We start from the raw sequence: 14,379 nt of genomic DNA, 5'->3' as shown, positions 1-14,379 counted from the left end.
TTACAATGAATGATAGATACAGGAGGTGTCATTATTTTCATATTAATCATAGCAATCATCATTGGAGTTATTGTCTATTTATGGACAAGTGCTGAAAAAGAGGGAAAGTATAATAGTGTTATCAATAAAGAAATTGAAGAAAATATTAACCTTTATACTTTTCTTTATGGTTGTATGGATTCCGCCCTAAAAATGACCGAGAAACCAGATTCATTAAAAGAATATATGATTTTTAAAAGAAAGATATTGAAATACGACTCTCATTTCAAAGATCTTTTTTATTACAACAATACAAACAACCATAATAAATTTCTCGATTCTGAATTCATAACAAAACACAAACTAAATAAAATCCCACAAGATATTCATAGGATTCAAACAAGTCTTAGAAAATCTCATAATTACCAACAGTTTAAAGACAACTTGAAAGAATTACATACTTCATTTCATTTGCTTGATGGTGGAAGTATCTCGAAGGTAGATCTGAAGAAAGAAGAGGAAGCTGTTGTTAAGGCATTTAAAGATTGCATGCGTTGATAAGTGGTACTTACGACCCTATTTTCAGGACTAAATAATATTTATTAAAATACTAAATTGAAAGGTAGGCTGTTAGATGGAGAATAATAGGTTGGAAAAAAATACACTAAGTTATGAAACAGAAGCATTCAATGAGGTTAATAGGAAGCTATCCATGGCATTATACATCTTTGGTATATTGACTTGGTTTATAGGACCATTAATACTTTTTTTAATGTTCCGTAAAGAACTTCCGTTTTTCAGACAACAAGGAAAAGCTTTCTTCAATTTTTACCTTAGTTTCTTTCTCTATTTTATGGTTCTGAGTTTCTTTGCGCCAGATATTCCCATATTAAATTTAGTTTTGGTTTTAGGAGTAATTGCTCTGAATATAATATTATTGGTTGGTGCTGTTAAATTATATAGAGGAGAAAAATTTGTCCCACCATTATCTCTAAAATTTTTCAAATAATAAGTCTAGTGAGGCTTTTATCAAATCTATCTTTACTCTTTAGTTCGATTGTTGAAATAAAGCTAAAGTAGCCCTATACAACTTTTTATTCTATTAAAAAGACCACTCCCCATGGGAATGGCCTATCTTTTCTTCTATGCTCTATTGTTGCCGCCAAGCGCCTTCATGATGAAGGATACAATCAGAATCAGAATGATGGCACCTAATAATCCACCAATGATGCTGACGCCGCCGACTTCGGGACCAAAGCTTAGTCCGATTGCGTTCGCAAGTGCAGCACCTACAAGTCCTGCGATAATGTTACCGATGATGCCGAATGGCACATCTTTTCCGAGAATAAGACCGGCGAGCCATCCGATGATGCCGCCTACGATTAATGTAATAATCCAACCCATTAATAAAACCTCCGTACAATTTTTTATTATTATAACTGAATACATGAATTAGATACCCCGCATGAATATCATAAAACATGGAAAATCAATTTGATGCCAGTTGTCATTAAACAGTAATCCGGGTGTAATAAATCTGTTAATGGAGTACAACCCATAAAAAAGGCAGAGGATATCATGTCAGATATCCTCTGCCTTATCTACTACTCCTTAAACACCGCTTCCACGACCTTCTCAGACGCCCTGCCGTCATCCCAGCTGCAGAAACGTGCGTAAAATTCTTCGTACCTTTCCCTATACTTCTCCTCAATCTGATCAATGTTCTCTATCGCATCAATGACTGCGTCGTTCGTCATCAGCAATGGACCGGGGAGCTCGGTCTCCATGTCAATATAGAAGCCGCGCAGCTGTTCCCTGTATTTTTCGATGTCATACGTAAAGAACAGAATCGGCCGCCTGAGGTTGGCATAATCGAAGAATACGGATGAATAGTCCGTGATGAGCATATCTGAGGCGAGATAGAGTTCGCTGACGTCATCGTATTTGGATACGTCATATGCGAAGCCCTCCAGACCGGTGAGGTTCATCTTGGACGCGACGACATAGTGCATCCTGAGCAGTATAATGTAATCGTCGCCGAACCGCTCCTTCAGCCGCTCGAGATCAAGCTGCAGGGAGAACTTGTATTTCCCGACTTTGTAGTATTCATCATCCCGCCACGTCGGTGCGTAGAGGATGACCTTCTTGTCCAAGGGAAGATTGAGCTTCTCCTTGATGTCCTGGATGATGACTGGGTTGTTGTCATTCGTCAGGATGTCATTTCTCGGATAGCCGGTCTCAAGCATGGTGTTGTTGAACCAGAATGCCCTTTTGAAGATGGCGGAAGAGTACGGATTCGGAGCGATGAGATAATCCCATTTGTCCGTCTCTTTACTGAAGTTCTTCTTATAGCGTGCTGCGTTGGTCCCGGGCATATGTACGTCATCCATATCGCCGGCAAGGCGCTTGAGCGGCGTACCGTGCCAAGTCTGGAGATACTTCTGCCCTTCCCTCTTGATGTAGCTGTTCGGCATCCTGACGTTGCTGACGATATATTTCGCCCGCGCCATATAATAGTAGTATTTCAATGAGAAGCGTTTTACGGTCATGGGATTGCCGGGAATCTTCTGCTTCTTGTTCATCACCCACACATAGTTGTATCCGCTTCTGCTCTTGAGCATCTGTTGGTAGATATACTTCGGGCTGTCGGAATAGGATTTGCCCTGGAAACTCTCGAAGACGACCAGGTCATCCATCAGCGCCTTCTTCATGTAGGAATATTTATAGATGAACTCCTTGCGTCCGTTCCGTGTCGTAAAGCCTCTTTTGGCATCCCTGACAACGTCCCGGACCATACTCAGCCTTTTGAATGTACGCCTGCTCCTCGACTGGATGGCCCGGACATCAAGCCGCAGCACCCTGTCCTTGGTCTTCAGCACTGACGGATTTACCTTCCGAATCGTTTCCTGCAGGCCTTCAAAATGCACATCGATCTGATCCTTGTCCTTGAACTTCACGATCAGATGCTTCCGGTAGAAGTTGAGCAGCAGCGTATCCAGGAGTGCTTCCGCTTCGAAACTGAGGTGGGACTGCTTCAGGCGATTGTAAATCGAGAACAAATCATGCATGCGCTGCTCGATGGGCATCTGACGGAGTGACGGGTGGGTGATCGGGTCGTTCCTCCGCCGCCTGAAATAGACCGCCTCATAGACGAACGGCACCACTTCCACCGCTTCCAGCAATGGGACGATGAACATCAGATCCGAATATGTTTGTACCTCCTCGGCAAATTTCAGCCCCAGCCGGTCGATATAGTCTTTTGAGATGAGGAAGTGGAGCGCCGAATGGTTCCTCACCAGATTGTATCGGTTCCGGTGGAAGATGCTGACCCGCTGCTGCTCGGCTGCACTTTCAATCTCACTCGAATCCAGGTCAGTCCTGCGCATTCTGCCACGCACAACCGGGTGGCCGTCCATGTTTTCAATGAGCATCTGCAGTGCATCATCGGAGATGTAGTCATCGCTGTCCAGAAAATATACATATTCGCCTTTCGCAGCTTCGATGCCGATGTTGCGGGCGGCGCCTGCCGGGATGTCCTTCGGCGTTTCGATGAATTTGAACCGTGCGTCTTCACGGTATCTCTGTCCGACTGCCCGCTTCAGGGCATCGATGTCCGAGTGGAGGATCAGTGCTTCAAAATCCGTATAGGTCTGGGCTGCCATCGACTCGAGCGCCCTATCGATATAGTTTTCATTTTTTTCTGCAGGTGTAATTATAGAAATCACTTTAATCTTCTGCACCTCGACTTTCATCGTTCTCCAACAGGTGATCCACCAGCGAGAACCATTTTTTCTGATAGCTGTCGATGCCGAACTGCGTCCGCATCGTCCTGCCTGCCGCCACACCCATCGCCCGGGTCTCCTCGGGGTTTTGGAGCATATGGATCATTCTTTCCGCAAGCGCCCTGGTGTCCCCCTTCTTGATCAGGAAGCCATTCTCACCGTCCTCAATCATATCCGAAGGGCCGTAGCGGATGTCATAGCTGACGACCGGCGTCTCATTGACCATGCTTTCCATGACGGACAGGGAAAACCCTTCCGCCTTCGATGTGACGACGGACAGTGCACCCGAGCGGTAGACGTTCTCGGGGTGCTGGGTATATCCCTTCACCTTCACGTTGCCATCGAGATCCAGTTTTTTGATCAGATCCTTATACTCCTGCTTCTTATCGCCTTTTCCCCATATTTCAAGCGTCGCTTCCGGGACGGCTTCCACTACTTCCTTGAAGGCCTTGATGGTGTGGTCGATGCATTTAATGCTTGAGAATCTGGAGACGATGACCACTTTCTTCATGTCGCGTTCGATCTTCCGGCTGCGCTGCCGCACATTAATGATGAAAGAGCGCAGTCCGGTGATCTTCGGCGGTCCCGGATCGTAGTAGTTCGGGACGACGAACACCTTCTCCGGATACCCGAAACGGTTGATGATGTCCTGCCGCTGCTTCTCCGTCAGAACGACGAGTCCATCGACATCCTTGACGCTTTCGATGGCATACTTGTTGCGGCGGTTGAGTTCCGAGGACGGGTCGTCCGGGTTCCGGAGGTGGTTGCTGTGGGGGCGGATGAGTCCCCTCACTCTTGGGTCATCGAGCAGCACCACGAGTTCATCAGTCGGCCTGGTATCCGAGATGACGACGGTATCGTGGTCGGATTCGCCGAGGACCTGGTCCAGCCAATCCTTTCTGTACGGGGTCTGGTCGCCGTCGGTTTCGGAGAGTACCCTGTCGTCCTCACCGAAATTCTTGACCTGTGTGACCTTATTCGTCTCCGGATCGTGCCGCATGGTGAGTATCGTATCCCCGTTCCGATTGTAGAAGAACTCCTCTGCCACCTTGTTCTCCTCCGAGTCAAAACGCTGGAGGCGTGTCATATGTCCATAGTAGTCATAGAACTCCCGCCGCTCCCGCCGTTCGTGTGCATCATAGTAGTCGATGAAATCGAGTGTATCGTCCTCCCTCAGGGAGATATATTTTACGTACTTGTCATTCTCGTACAGCCTGTATGCGTTGTGCTTCGGCCGCTTCGACACCTTGTACTGCCCTTCATATTCGGAGATGTCGACTTTCACACGTCTGCTCTCGATCCTGTCCGCCCCGCCATATAATGTGCGTTCATGGAACAGGTTGCGGATGCGGACGTTTTTGCTGACTTTGCCCATGCGCACGAGCTTTCTGCATATCAATGGGAATCTCGGGTCATATCTGAACGTCAGAAGCTCGGTATCGTAGCCGGCGTCTGCGAAAGTACTCGCCTGCCGCAGGGATGCATGCGTCAAGCCGCCCCGGTTCACATCCACGGAGTTGAGTAAAAACAAGATTCTCGGTTTCATATGATCACCCTTCTCCAGACACTTTATTTGAATACCTGTTATGGATAGTACTCCAATTATATATCAAATGCGGATAAATAAGAAAGTCATGTGCGGATTCCCTGAGTTCCCTCTGTTTAACCGCTTCCGACAGGGGTAATTAACTACTAAGCTGAAGCATAAAGACACACATATTGGAGGCCTGATCCATGGGGAGAATCGAAACATTCGGAAGCAGCAGTGATCTGCTCGGCAGAATCGAACACCTGAAGCTGAACGGTGTCGGGGAGGAGCAGATGATGGTCCTATCCAGGGAGAACCTGGATGAGACGCTGCTCGCCCACCTTGACGTCAGACGCATCAGCACCGAAGTGGATACTTGGGACCGGATTGTGGCGTGGCTTGCCGACGAGACTCCCGGTGATGAGGTGATCAGCAGCATGCCGCTTACACCGCGGGAGCAGAAGGAATATACAGAGGCACTCGAGGACGGTATGCTGCTGCTCCATATCGAGAATAGTGGAAGGACAGGTGATCATACAATGAAGGAAAAGGAATCCAGAAGAGTGGAACGCAGACAGGGCGCATCCGTCGATGAGTACGACTACAATACAACACGGAATGATATCAACAGCATGGAGGATTTCGATGCTGACAAGGATATGACGCCGGGTACGGATGCCAGGGCGCATGGCCAGGACCGCACCGCACCGGAGACCCGCCGGATCGATGATGAAAATGAAGAGCGGATGACCCTGCGCGAGGAGCGGTTGAATGTGGACAAGGAAAACGTCCAGGTGGGCGAAGTCGGCGTCGACAAGCGGGTGACGACGAAGCTCGAGGAATTCGATGTGCCGGTCGACCGCGAGGAAGTGACGGTTGAACGGCGGCCGGTGGACGGCAATCCGACGCTTGATGTCTACAGCCGCGATGATGCGGGCGATGATGAGAATGTCATGCGCATCCCACTCACCGAGGAACGTGTGAAGGTCATCAAGGAGACGGTCGTCACCGAGGAGATCGTCATACGCAAAAACATCGTCACGGACCAGCAGCATATCTCTGAAGAACTCCGCAAGGAGGAAGTTGACATCACGGAGCACAATAATACACGGGAGAACTTCGATGACCATAGAAGATAGAATAAAGGACGGGCAGAACCGATTTAGGTTCTGCCCGTCCTTTATTCATAATACCTGCTACTGGTCGATGATCTCCACACCTGCCGGCAGTTCCATATGGAAGAGGTCCATCGACGGCTCGATGCCCTCGACGAATGTGATGACCTCGTATTCCATCCGCATATCGCCCTGGTCCAGCACTTCCTTCAGCGTCAGCCAGTGCTCGGAATCGATCCAGAGCTCCATCGTCGTGCCGCTCTCCATCGCCTCCTCCTTCGGCGTGAAGACCAGATGATGGCCCTTACGGCCATTCACCTCCTCCTGTCCTACGACTTCAGATTCATGGGACATCTTGTAGCTTGATATCCGCTCCTTCATCGCTTTCGATTGAGAAGGCAGATCCGCCCCCGGCACAAGCGTCTCTGTACGTATGGCGATCTCCTCCCCTTCCGTATAGATCGTCGAATCCGTATCATTACCGGTGATATACTGGGTCGGCGCATCCGCACGCTCTATCTCCTTGCGGAAATGGAGTTCCCCTTCCTTCCAGTAGAACCATTCCCGAGTCAATGTTTCATCCGTCTGATCGTCCGTATACATGGTGACCTTCGACTCAAGATAATAGTTTTCCATCAGTTGATCCCCCTCCGAAGCCATCTGCATCACTGCTTCCTTGCTGATGTTCTCCGATGCCTTAGCAGTACCGCCATCTGTGGCATCTGCATTTCCGGCATCCTCTTCCGGAGGTGATGATTCCTCCGCTGGGGCTGCTTCTTCTGTCACATCATTTTCGTTCTGATCCATGGAAATTCCGGCCCCGTCATCTGATGAACATGCACCCAATGTCATCAGCAACAGCACCCCAATCAGACTTCCAAGAATGAAACCACGTTTCATCTTCCGTCCCCCTTGTTCAATTTCCTTCGCAATCTTCCAGTAAGTCCCTGCATGGTAAAACCTTATAAGTCATAAACTTATTTTATATAACCCAGTATACATTAAAACGGCATATATTATTACAATTTTCAGAAAATATTGGTGCAATTTTCCACTTTATGCTATAAAAATTATGCGTTCTTGTCTCATTCATACTTCCGTATTAAATGCCCGGTGCTGGAGCATTTTCTTTGATATCACTAATGGAATATTTGATAATGAAATTAAACTGTGAAGAATACAGCACTTCAGATTATGATGTCGGGGAGAGTAATATGGGTAGAAGGCATTGGCCAAGGAAAATCTTCATCAAATTCAGGATGGCGCTCGAGACCGCGACATGGTTCGGCTCAAAAGGTGTCCGGACCATATTTCGCTTCGTCCGCCGGCAACGGGAGATGCAGCGCATCAGAAGAACAGCGCGCCACCGCTACTACTGGCAGTTCGCCAACGATACGCTTGAGGACATGCATACCCGTACGGATTCGATACGGACCCAGGCGGCCATCAAGGCGGTAATGAAGCAGCGGGGATACACGTTCAATTTTGAAATCGAGCGCTTCGTCCCTTCGGGTACCACAGATGCCGGACACAACAACAAGATACACCTGCTCGATAACCGGAGGACAAGAAGCTATGAGGAGATTGAAGCGCAGTTGAAGTCCCAGCATAAAGACCAGGCATAAATAAAGACGCCGGATATCCATTTTTGGATATCCGGCGTCTTTCATATCAGCTGATGATTGCGTTGTTTACGACCGCTTCCGGTTTGGCACCGAGAATCAGCAGGAATATTTCCGGTGCATCATTGTGCCTGTTCCTGTTGAGCAGGTCCTCGAACACTTCAAATCCCGGTGTCGCCTGCAGCTTCTCCACTTCATCGATGAGGATGTTCAGGACGGAAAGCTTGATGAATGCCGGCTGCGGCTCGCGCTCTCCTCCCGTAATGAGATCGGCGAGATATCTGTACTTCACCTGAAGCTGTCTGGCGAAGCTTGTGACATGCTCGATCCTTGCGTAGAGCTCCGGATATTCTGTGCTGATTGTGGCCAGTTCCTTTTGTGCCTGGTTGATGGTTTCCTGATTTGCATACATGAATGACGCCCCCCTATATATCCCATGGTTTTTCGATGCTGATGTTCGTCGTGAGCTCTTTACTGTGCTCGCGGCGTTCCCGGCGCATTGCCGTACGCTGTGCATTGGATTCGTAGAGGTATTTCTCCTCTTCGGTTTCCGGCACGATGCCGGGCACCGCAATCGGGCGCTTCGTCTCCTCATCGAGTGCGACGAATGTGAGGAAGGCGGTGGCCGCCACTTTGCGGTCCTCCGTCACGAGATCTTCGGTAATGACCTTGCAGAATACTTCCATGCTGCGCTTTCCTGTGGATGTGACGAATGCCTCGATGCATACGGATTCGGCCTGCGTGATGGGATGCAGGAAGTCGATGGAGTCGATGGAGGCCGTGACACATTCCTTCACCCGCGCGTGCCTTCTTGCGGCAAGGGATGCGACATTATCTATGCGTTTCATCAATACGCCGCCAAACAGCGTATCGTAGTTGTTCAAATCGTTCGCGAATACCTGATCAATGCTGATCACTTTACTGTCTTTAGGATTTTTATAATCTGACATAACATTTCTACCTCTCATTTATCTGATGGATCCATCCTACACCCTGAAAACCCTTTCCAAAAAATAGTGGTATTTCATGGGGTCCATAGATAAAAACTATGAAAGCGGTCTTAGGCGCTATTCATAGTACTGCTGGAAGAACTTCAACCATTCCTTCGTGATGAAGTTCATGTACCGATCCCGGTTCCAGATGACGCCGAGCCGCCATTTCAGCACGGGTTCATGAATATCCACCGTCACCGATGAGCTCTTGAGGAGTGCTGCAACACTCTCCGGCAGGATGCAGATGCCGAGCTCCGCATTGATCATCTCCTCGATGAAATGCCACTGGGCGGTCTCCGAGATGACCTTCGGTGTGAACCCGGCATTTTTGCATGCGGAAGTGATGATTTCATTCAAGTAGAAGTCCTCGTTGAACATGATGAAGTGCTCATCCTTGAGGGCGTTCAGATCAATGGAGGCCTCTCCGGCAAGCGGATGGTCCCGATGGACTACGAGCTTCAGCGATTCCGTCAGGAAGTTGAAGGCGTCGAAATCCTCCCCTTCCGTCGGCAGCACCGTGATGCCGATATCGATCGCGTCTTGGCGGAGCCGGGTCTCTATCGTACCGCTGCCGCTTTCGATCAGCTGGAAGGTGATCTCGGGGTACATCGCATGGAAATCCTTGACGATGCCCATCAGCCTGCCCACATCCATGATCGGGGGCAGTCCAATCTTGATCTGTCCCTGGCGCATGCCGACCATGTTCTTCAGATCGTTCTTCAGTTCCGAATGGCGGCGGAGTATCTCCTCACACTGGTCGTAGAAGACCTTGCCTGCATCCGTCAGCACGAACTTCCTGCGGTTGCGGTCGAACAGCTGCATGCCGAGTTCCGTTTCCACATCATGGATCGCCTTGCTGATGGTGGGCTGCGAAATATACAGATGGTTCGATGCCTCCGTCATGCTGCCGTGGCGTACGATGGCTGCGAAGTACCGCATATGCTTGATATCTATTTGGAACACTTCCTCTCACTCGTATTTTACAAAGACCTTTCATATTATATACCCTTTCATTCACAAGTGAACAAAAAAATTCCAGGGCGATTACCCTGGAATATACATAAATGCTGTTCTATTTGTCCGGTTCTGCCGGTTTGGAGATTTCCTCGAGGGCCACTTCTGAGTCCTCAGGATCTTCTTCGTCCACTGCTACGTCACCGAGGGAAATAATACCTGCCACTCTGTTGTCCTCGATAATCGGCAGCCGGCGTATCTGCTCCTGTGCCATCAGGTTTGCCGCTTCTTCCACGTCCATGTCCGGTGTTCCCGTCACATTGTCGGATGACAGGATACGGTTTACCGGTGTCTCAAGCGAGAACTGGGAAGCGATGCCCCGGATGACCAGGTCACGGTCTGTGATGATGCCCCTCAAGTTGCCATCCTCTGTGACCGGAATGGAACCGACGTCCAACTCCATCATTTTTGATGCCACTTCCTGGATGGTCGTTTCAGGTCCGCATGTTTCGACTTCAGTCGTCATAATTTCTCTGACTTTCATCAATAATGCCTCCTTCTGATTTGCATTCATCCTACATATTATATCTCTACCACGTGAGTGGAAGATTTAATCATCATATAAAAATCAATAATTTTTACAATGTTTAGATAACTATAATTTGGAAATTTAATAAGTAAAGGATTTCGCCGGTCATGATGCCATGCCATCATGATCCAGAGGAGGAGAAGATAATGAACAACAGAAAAAGCGTCTGGTATGAGGAAAGCAGCAACAAACTGGATCCCGGCCTGATTGAACAGCTGCGCATCGACCGGAGGAATGCCTATCAGGCGACCGGCACCAGTGAAATTCCGATCATCATAAAATGTAGGCAGGGGTGCAGGGATGAGGAAAAGGATGACCTTTTCAAGCAATGCAACATCGATTCCCATAACCACCTGGACCATGAAATACGCATCATCAACAGCATGAAAGGTGCCCTCACACCCGAGAAGATCAAGGAGATCAAGGATCACGACGCCATTGAACGGATATATTATGACCGCCCCGTTTCGGCGTACCTCGACATCACAGACGCACAGATCGGATCCGGGAAGGTCAGGGACACGCATAACCTGAGCGGAGAAGGTGTGACGATTGCGGTCCTTGATACCGGCGTCCATCCCCATGATGATCTGACCACACCGGAAAACCGCATCATCGCATTCCATGATGTAATAAATGGAGAAACTGACCCCTATGACGATAATGGACATGGCACGCACTGTGCCGGAGATGCAGCAGGGAACGGTGCCCTGTCCAACGGAGAATATAAAGGACCGGCTCCAAAGGCATCCCTCGTCGGCGTGAAAGTGCTGAACGGTGCAGGCGGCGGCAATCTGTCCAACATCATCGAGGGCATCGAATGGTGCATGGAAAATAAAGAGGCATACAACATCCAAATACTCTCCCTCTCTCTCGGTTCTAAAGCCCTTGAATCATATAGAAGGGATCCATTGTCCCTGGCTGCACAGGAAGCGTGGCATGCCGGCATGACTGTAGTTGCTGCTGCAGGCAACGAGGGGCCGGCGCCGTCCACCATCGGTACGCCTGCCATCAATCCCTTCATCATCACGGTCGGTGCAACAGATGACAGGAATACAGTTGAACGCACTGATGATGAAATCGCTGAATTCTCCAGCCGGGGTCCCACCATCGACCAGATGGTCAAACCGGATATCTATGCCCCCGGCACAAACATCATCTCTTTGTTATCACCAGACTCCACGGCTGCAAGCGAGCGCGCCGACCAGGTCATCGATGAAAACTATATACAGATGTCCGGCACCTCCATGGCGACACCCATATGTGCAGGCGTTATCGCCCTGATGCTTGAAGCGAATCCGGACTTGAGCCCGAACGATGTGAAAAGCATACTTCAGATGACCGGTGAGCCGGCATTCGGCAGCCAATGGGGCTATATCGATGCGGAAAATGCTGTTGAGATGGCAATCCGCTATGCAGAAAACCGTCAGAAGTCCGCATCAGCGGATGGGCCACCACTATAGACACAAACCTTTATCAGATAATATTTTTCGGCCGGCTGGTTCATTGAATCGGTCGGCTTTTTAATGTGCATCTTCCAACATATTTTCCAGCGAATTGTACGCTTTTTGGTTGTGGGCTTCTTCAGCAAGCGAGTCCACAGCAGACGATATCATTGCTTTCCTTTCAGCAAAAACCCGCTTCAAATCCTGTCCCTCATACCCTTCATCGATAAGGTCTGAAAGCAATTCTTCCGAAAAATCATCTATTTGCTGCTTGACTGGCCTGACGATTATCCCATTATTATGAAGTTCGAGAATAACATCATTTTCGATTCCCAAGGCGTCACAAAATTCCTTTGGGATGCTGATCTGTCGTTTTGAAGAAACGGTGACTCGTTTGCCTCTATGTGTACTTTTCTTTAAAGGATTTTGATTTACCTTTCCATTGGACATCAGAGCACCTCCTATCCTTTGATCCTTCAATCATATTTTATATTCTTCTTCCCTATTTGATCTTTGCCAGTTTAATGCCATTCTTCAGGATCTTCACACCTCAATTTCCATCCCTACTTCTGCCAGCACAACATTCTCTCCGCCGGCTGATTCGGCGGAAGCCGCAAGCTCATCCAGGTTGCCATAGTGTGGCAGATGGGAAAGGACTAGTTTCCCAGCACCCGCTTTGGCTGCCAGGCCACCGACTTCCTCGGCATTCATATGGCCCATCTTCTCACCGTCTTCACCGGCATACAGACTGCATTCTGAAATCAATACGTCCGCATCTTGTGCGAAACGCACAAGGCTCTTCCTGTAACTCGTGTCGGCAGTATAGACGAGCACATGCCCATCGTCATCCGTAATGCGCATCGCATATGTTTCGACCGTATGTGCATTCTTATGGAATTCTATAGAGAATGGTCCAACTTTGAATGTGCTGTCCTTGTCATATGGATGAAAAGTATTGTTCTTCACTTTGTTCACCTGCTTCCCGACACCCTTGTCACTAGGGCCATAAAAGTTGAGCGTCTTGTCCACCCGGCCGAGCTGTGTGCTGATCATGCGCCCGAACAGGAAGGAACCGATATCTACGGAATGGTCGTAATGATAATGGGTGAGAAAAATATGATGCAGATCATTCAGATCGATATGGTTCTGTACGTGTGCCGCCACCCCGCTCCCTGCATCGAGCAGGATGGCAAATCCGTCCTTCTCGACCAGATAGCCTGAAGTCGGCTCGCTCTTCTTCGGGAAGCCACCCCACATGCCAACGATTGTACATTTCATGATATCCACTCCATTTCTCTAAAATTCCCTTTCCTTTTATGTAACCATAAAAAGAAATATGAAACGCATCTGATAGTTTATAAAAGAATGTGTAAATCTGTGAATACATAATAAAACGGCCCGCACTGCGGACCGTTTCAACTTCCAGATGTTGTATAGCTGAGATTCGATTATTGTGTTGGTTCTTCAACCGGCTCTTCTGGTGTTGGTTCCTCAATCGGTTCCTCTGGTGTTGGTTCTTCAATCGGTTCCTCTGGTGTCGGTTCCTCAATCGGTTCCTCTGGTGTTGGTTCCTCAATTGGTTCCTCTGGTGTTGGCTCCTCAATTGGTTCCTCTGGTGTTGGCTCCTCAATTGGTTCCTCTGGTGTTGGCTCCTCAATTGGTTCTTCCGGTGTTGGCTCCTCAATTGGTTCTTCTGGTGTTGGTTCCTCAATCGGCTCCTCTGGTGTTGGCTCTTCAGGCGCTTCTTCTCCAGGTGCCTCTTCTTCAGGCGCTTCTGGAACTATTTCAATGGTTCCTAGCAGGTCCTGCAACTCAATAATGAGTGAAATTGTCAGATTGATGTCACCTTCCACTTCTACTATGCCTGATGCATCATTGCTGAATTTCTTGGATACTGCATTCAATTGATTCGTAGAAGCGTTGACGCGATTAAGGAGGGAATCAAGCTCCCCTTGATAATATTCATATTGTTCAGGAGTCAGTGACTCAGCGTTCTCAAGCTGTGAAGCGATGAAGCTTGCTTCAAGTTCCACTGATTGCAGTTTACTTTCAACTGGGCTGAGGCGATGTGCCAGACCCGCTCCGTTTGAATGGGAGACCTGTGCATTTGAGTTCACTTTGGCATTGATGTTGGCATTCGGACTCGCTGCTTCAGCGTCCCCCTGTGCAGATAATGCCAAACCAATTGCCAGAGCTGGTGCTGTAAGTTTCATGAGTGATCTTCTTCTCATTTTCATATGATTCTCCTCCTTCTAGATAATAGGTGATGGGTCTTGCATATCTTGTCTACCTTCCCAGTAGGAAATTAATCATGATTTAGAATTTTTTTACACAATTGAAAAACAAATGAAATATTCTTAATGTTTCATTTGT

Annotated in this window: 16 protein-coding genes; 5 read left to right on the top strand and 11 right to left on the bottom strand. The window is 48.5% G+C overall.

Translation table 11 applies throughout. From position 1 onward, the window contains the following. Positions 1-9: 9 nt before the first annotated feature. Positions 10-537 carry a hypothetical protein gene (locus BO53_RS0110910; RefSeq protein WP_031548126.1) on the top strand — a complete coding sequence of 176 codons (528 nt, stop codon included), beginning with the start codon at positions 10-12 and terminating at the stop codon, positions 535-537. Positions 538-628: 91 nt separating this feature from the next. Continuing rightward, the gene (locus BO53_RS0110905) at positions 629-988 is read left to right on the top strand and encodes a DUF4870 domain-containing protein (RefSeq protein WP_169738751.1); all 360 of its coding nucleotides are present in this window, start codon (positions 629-631) and stop codon (positions 986-988) included. Positions 989-1,122: 134 nt separating this feature from the next. On the opposite strand, the gene BO53_RS0110900 is transcribed toward BO53_RS0110905, so the two are convergent. From BO53_RS0110900 to BO53_RS0110890, 3 genes are all read right to left on the bottom strand, one after another. Continuing rightward, on the bottom strand, positions 1,123-1,383 hold the full coding sequence (locus BO53_RS0110900) for a GlsB/YeaQ/YmgE family stress response membrane protein (protein ID WP_031548122.1): 261 nt from the start codon (positions 1,381-1,383) through the stop codon (positions 1,123-1,125). A gap of 200 nt (positions 1,384-1,583) precedes the next feature. Then, on the bottom strand, positions 1,584-3,731 hold the full coding sequence (locus BO53_RS0110895; protein WP_031548119.1) for a bifunctional glycosyltransferase/CDP-glycerol:glycerophosphate glycerophosphotransferase: 2,148 nt from the start codon (positions 3,729-3,731) through the stop codon (positions 1,584-1,586). Further along, positions 3,706-5,307 carry a glycosyltransferase gene (locus tag BO53_RS0110890; RefSeq protein ID WP_031548117.1) on the bottom strand — a complete coding sequence of 534 codons (1,602 nt, stop codon included), beginning with the start codon at positions 5,305-5,307 and terminating at the stop codon, positions 3,706-3,708. The genes BO53_RS0110895 and BO53_RS0110890 overlap by 26 nt, the downstream gene beginning before the upstream one ends. A gap of 188 nt (positions 5,308-5,495) precedes the next feature. Between BO53_RS0110890 and BO53_RS13615 the strand changes: the two genes are divergently transcribed. Next, the gene (locus BO53_RS13615) at positions 5,496-6,428 is read left to right on the top strand and encodes a YsnF/AvaK domain-containing protein (RefSeq protein ID WP_051683105.1); all 933 of its coding nucleotides are present in this window, start codon (positions 5,496-5,498) and stop codon (positions 6,426-6,428) included. Between the two features lie 57 nt (positions 6,429-6,485). Here BO53_RS13615 and BO53_RS0110880 read toward each other — a convergent pair whose 3' ends face one another. After that, complete coding sequence (locus tag BO53_RS0110880) at positions 6,486-7,304, bottom strand: LolA family protein (protein WP_031548113.1); 819 nt, start codon at positions 7,302-7,304, stop codon at positions 6,486-6,488. A 314-nt stretch (positions 7,305-7,618) separates the two neighbouring features. Here BO53_RS0110880 and BO53_RS0110875 point away from each other — a divergent pair, with 314 nt between their 5' ends. Beyond that, positions 7,619-8,029 (top strand): hypothetical protein, encoded by a 411-nt coding sequence (locus BO53_RS0110875; RefSeq protein WP_031548111.1) that lies wholly within the window; start codon positions 7,619-7,621, stop codon positions 8,027-8,029. A gap of 46 nt (positions 8,030-8,075) precedes the next feature. On the opposite strand, the gene BO53_RS0110870 is transcribed toward BO53_RS0110875, so the two are convergent. The 4 genes from BO53_RS0110870 to BO53_RS0110855 all read right to left on the bottom strand — a co-directional run bounded on the left by BO53_RS0110870 (position 8,076) and on the right by BO53_RS0110855 (position 10,516). Continuing rightward, the gene (locus BO53_RS0110870; protein WP_031548109.1) at positions 8,076-8,438 is read right to left on the bottom strand and encodes a hypothetical protein; all 363 of its coding nucleotides are present in this window, start codon (positions 8,436-8,438) and stop codon (positions 8,076-8,078) included. Between the two features lie 13 nt (positions 8,439-8,451). Further along, entirely contained in the window at positions 8,452-8,976 is a 525-nt protein-coding gene (locus tag BO53_RS0110865) for an acyl-CoA thioesterase (RefSeq protein ID WP_031548107.1), read from the bottom strand. A gap of 117 nt (positions 8,977-9,093) precedes the next feature. After that, positions 9,094-9,981: a LysR family transcriptional regulator gene (locus tag BO53_RS0110860; protein WP_245608235.1), complete on the bottom strand. Its 888-nt coding sequence runs from the start codon at positions 9,979-9,981 to the stop codon at positions 9,094-9,096. A 109-nt stretch (positions 9,982-10,090) separates the two neighbouring features. Further along, a complete protein-coding gene (locus tag BO53_RS0110855; RefSeq protein WP_031548103.1) occupies positions 10,091-10,516 on the bottom strand; it encodes a CBS domain-containing protein in 426 nt (141 codons plus the stop codon). Positions 10,517-10,707: 191 nt separating this feature from the next. Here BO53_RS0110855 and BO53_RS0110850 point away from each other — a divergent pair, with 191 nt between their 5' ends. Further along, a complete protein-coding gene (locus BO53_RS0110850) occupies positions 10,708-12,024 on the top strand; it encodes a S8 family peptidase (protein ID WP_031548101.1) in 1,317 nt (438 codons plus the stop codon). Between the two features lie 60 nt (positions 12,025-12,084). Here the strand turns inward: BO53_RS0110850 and BO53_RS0110845 are convergent, their stop codons facing one another. The 3 genes from BO53_RS0110845 to BO53_RS14090 all read right to left on the bottom strand — a co-directional run bounded on the left by BO53_RS0110845 (position 12,085) and on the right by BO53_RS14090 (position 14,237). Continuing rightward, on the bottom strand, positions 12,085-12,456 hold the full coding sequence (locus tag BO53_RS0110845; protein ID WP_031548099.1) for an AbrB/MazE/SpoVT family DNA-binding domain-containing protein: 372 nt from the start codon (positions 12,454-12,456) through the stop codon (positions 12,085-12,087). Between the two features lie 93 nt (positions 12,457-12,549). Next, a complete protein-coding gene (locus tag BO53_RS0110840) occupies positions 12,550-13,284 on the bottom strand; it encodes an MBL fold metallo-hydrolase (protein ID WP_031548097.1) in 735 nt (244 codons plus the stop codon). Positions 13,285-13,454: 170 nt separating this feature from the next. Beyond that, a complete protein-coding gene (locus BO53_RS14090; RefSeq protein ID WP_211250564.1) occupies positions 13,455-14,237 on the bottom strand; it encodes a hypothetical protein in 783 nt (260 codons plus the stop codon). Between the last annotated feature and the right edge of the window lie 142 nt (positions 14,238-14,379).

Origin of the sequence: Salinicoccus luteus DSM 17002, assembly GCF_000712035.1 — a bacterium.
In the GTDB taxonomy this organism is placed as follows: domain Bacteria; phylum Bacillota; class Bacilli; order Staphylococcales; family Salinicoccaceae; genus Salinicoccus; species Salinicoccus luteus.
Note: the sequence above shows the minus strand (reverse complement) of the source record. Positions and strands in the feature narration are given on the sequence as shown.